Annotated in this window: 1 rRNA gene; it reads left to right on the forward strand. The window is 44.4% G+C overall.

The window, feature by feature from the left end:
* The first annotated feature begins 516 nt into the window (after positions 1-516).
* A 23S ribosomal RNA gene (locus OFO07_RS07810) occupies positions 517-3,421 on the forward strand.
* Positions 3,422-3,468 lie beyond the last annotated feature (47 nt).

The following is a 3,468-nucleotide window of genomic DNA, read 5'->3' on the forward strand; positions in this document are numbered from 1 at the left end:
GTTCTTTAATTTACCATTGTTAAAAGTCACAATCAAGTTTTAATAAAAACGATTTTACAGGATCTTGTTAAAGCTTTAAATTTAGACACTAATGCAAATTTAGTAAATTTGTTATCCCAAATTTAAATGATTGAGATTTAAATCTTCAAATTTAAATCATAAAGTTTAAATTTTACATTTACTAAATCAAGTTTAACGGCACAAACAATTAGAGTTAAAACTTATCTAGTTGTTGTTAATGCTTTCCGTCTTGGGTGTTTTAAATTTAAATATTGTAAAAGCAATTTATCAAATTTAAAATTTATAAATTAAATCTTTTATCTTTAACAAGGAAGTAATGCAAATTAGAATATTAACATAGTCTAATACTTCGCTATGAGAGCGACTATATGATTTGCCTTTATGCTAGATAGCATAACCCAAAAATTGCGTAAGCAATTTTCACTTTAGGTGGGTCAAGGGAGCGAAGCTCCTTGTCGCAAAGACCAGCTTTGCTGGTCTGCGAAGTAAAATAAAAGGTAAGCTACTAAGAGCAAACGGTGGATGCCTTGGCTAGTAGAGGCGATGAAGGACGTGCCAGGCTGCGATAAGTCTCGGGGAGCCGTCAAGGGGCTTTGATCCGGGAATTTCCGAATGGGGCAACCCAGTTAATAGTAATATTAACTACCTACGGGGGCGAACGAAGGGAACTGAAACATCTAAGTACCTTCAGGAAAAGAAATCAAAAGAGATTACGCTAGTAGCGGCGAGCGAACGCGTAAGAGGGCAAACCACTAGCTTGCTAGTGGGGTTGTAGGACTGCAATAAAGACTAAAAGCAGATAGCAGAATAAACTGGAAAGTTTAATCATAGAGGGTGATAATCCCGTATGCGAAATCTCCTTTTTACTTAGCAGTATCCTGAGTAGGGCGGGACACGTGAAATCCTGTCTGAAGCTGGGTAGACCACTATCCAACCCTAAATACTACTACTAGACCGATAGTGCACAAGTACCGTGAGGGAAAGGTGAAAAGAACTGAGGTGATCAGAGTGAAATAGAACCTGAAACCGTTTGCTTACAATCATTCAGAGCCCTATGATTTATCAGGGTGATGGACTGCCTTTTGCATAATGAGCCTGCGAGTTGTGGTATCTGGCGAGGTTAAGGAAACCCGGAGCCGTAGCGAAAGCGAGTCTTAATAGGGCGATTAGTCAGATGCTGCAGACCCGAAACGATGTGATCTATCCATGGGCAGGTTGAAGCCGGTGTAAGAACCGGTGGAGGACCCAACCGACGGCTGTTGAAAAAGCTCCGGATGACCTGTGGATAGGGGTGAAAGGCCAATCAAACATCGTGATAGCTGGTTCTCTCCGAAATATATTGAGGTATAGCGTTGTGTCGTAATTATAAGGGGTAGAGCACTGAATGGGCTAGGGCATACACCAATGTACCAAACCCTATCAAACTCCGAATACTTATAATGTAATCACAGCAGTCAGGCGGCGAGTGATAAAATCCGTCGTCGAGAGGGGAACAACCCAGACTACCGACTAAGGTCCCTAAATCTTATTTAAGTGGAAAACGATGTGGAGTTACTGAAACAACCAGGAGGTTGGCTTAGAAGCAGCCATCCTTTAAAGATAGCGTAATAGCTCACTGGTCTAGTGATTCTGCGCGGAAAATATAACGGGGCTAAAATAAGTACCGAAGTCGTAGATTTGCACCTAGTGCAAGTGGTAGGAGAGCGTTCTATTCAGCGTCGAAGCCATACCGGCAAGGAGTGGTGGAGCGGATAGAAGTGAGCATGCAGGCATGAGTAGCGATAAAATATGTGAGAATCATATTCGCCGTAAACCCAAGGTTTCCTACGCGATGCTCGTCATCGTAGGGTTAGTCGGGTCCTAAGCAAAGTCCGAAAGGGGTATGCGATGGAAAATCGGTTAATATTCCGATACCAATATTAGTGTGCGATGGAAGGACGCTTAAAGTTAGGGGAGCCAGCTGATGGAAGTGCTGGTCTAAGTGTGTAGGTTGAGTTATAGGCAAATCCGTAACTCTTTATCCGAGACATTAAAGGCTCTTGACGCTCTTCGGAGTAGATTGAGAATCCTTGATACTATCGAGCCAAGAAAAGTTTCTAAGTTTAGCTAATATTGCCCGTACCGTAAACCGACACAGGTGGGTGGGATGAGTATTCTAAGGCGCGTGGAAGAACTCTCTTTAAGGAACTCTGCAAAATAGCACCGTATCTTCGGTATAAGGTGTGCCTAACTTTGTTAAGGATTTACTCTGTAAGCAAAGAAGGTTACAACAAAGAGTCCCTCCCGACTGTTTACCATAAACACAGCACTCTGCTAACTCGTAAGAGGATGTATAGGGTGTGACGCCTGCCCGGTGCTCGAAGGTTAATTGATGATGTCAGCTTTTGCGAAGCATCTGATCGAAGCCCGAGTAAACGGCGGCCGTAACTATAACGGTCCTAAGGTAGCGAAATTCCTTGTCGGTTAAATACCGACCTGCATGAATGGCGTAACGAGATGGGAGCTGTCTCAAAGAGGGATCCAGTGAAATTGTAGTGGAGGTGAAAATTCCTCCTACCCGCGGCAAGACGGAAAGACCCCGTGGACCTTTACTATAGCTTGACACTGCTGCTTGGATAAAGATGCGCAGGATAGGTGGGAGGCTTTGATCCATATACTCCGGTGTATGGTGAGCCATTGTTGAGATACCACTCTTCTTTATTTGGGTAGCTAACTAGCCTAAGTTATCCTTAGGTAGGACAATGTCTGGTGGGTAGTTTGACTGGGGCGGTCGCCTCCCAAAATGTAACGGAGGCTTACAAAGGTTGGCTCAAAGCGGTTGGAAATCGCTTGTAGAGTATAAAGGCATAAGCCAGCTTAACTGCGAGACACACAAGTCAAGCAGAGACGAAAGTCGGTCTTAGTGATCCGGTGGTTCTGTGTGGAAGGGCCATCGCTCAAAGGATAAAAGGTACCCCGGGGATAACAGGCTGATCTCCCCCAAGAGCTCACATCGACGGGGAGGTTTGGCACCTCGATGTCGGCTCATCGCATCCTGGGGCTGGAGCAGGTCCCAAGGGTATGGCTGTTCGCCATTTAAAGCGGTACGCGAGCTGGGTTCAGAACGTCGTGAGACAGTTCGGTCCCTATCTGCCGTGGGCGTAAGAAGATTGAGGAGAGTTGACTCTAGTACGAGAGGACCGAGTCGAACTGGCCACTGGTGTATGGGTTGTTCTGCCAAGAGCATCGCCCAGTAGCTAAGCCGGGATGTGATAAGAGCTGAAAGCATCTAAGCTCGAAGCCAACTCCAAGATGAATCTTCTTTTAAGAGCTCAGAAAGACTATCTGTTTGATAGGCCGGATGTGTAAGTGATGAAAGTCATTTAGCTGACCGGTACTAATAGCTCGTTTGCTTATCTTTTTAAGCATTACTTCCTTGTTAAAGGTATTAGAAATCCTTTAACAATA

It is taken from the genome of Campylobacter sp. JMF_06 NA1 (genome assembly GCF_027737785.1).
Taxonomy (GTDB): Bacteria; Campylobacterota; Campylobacteria; order Campylobacterales; family Campylobacteraceae; genus Campylobacter_B.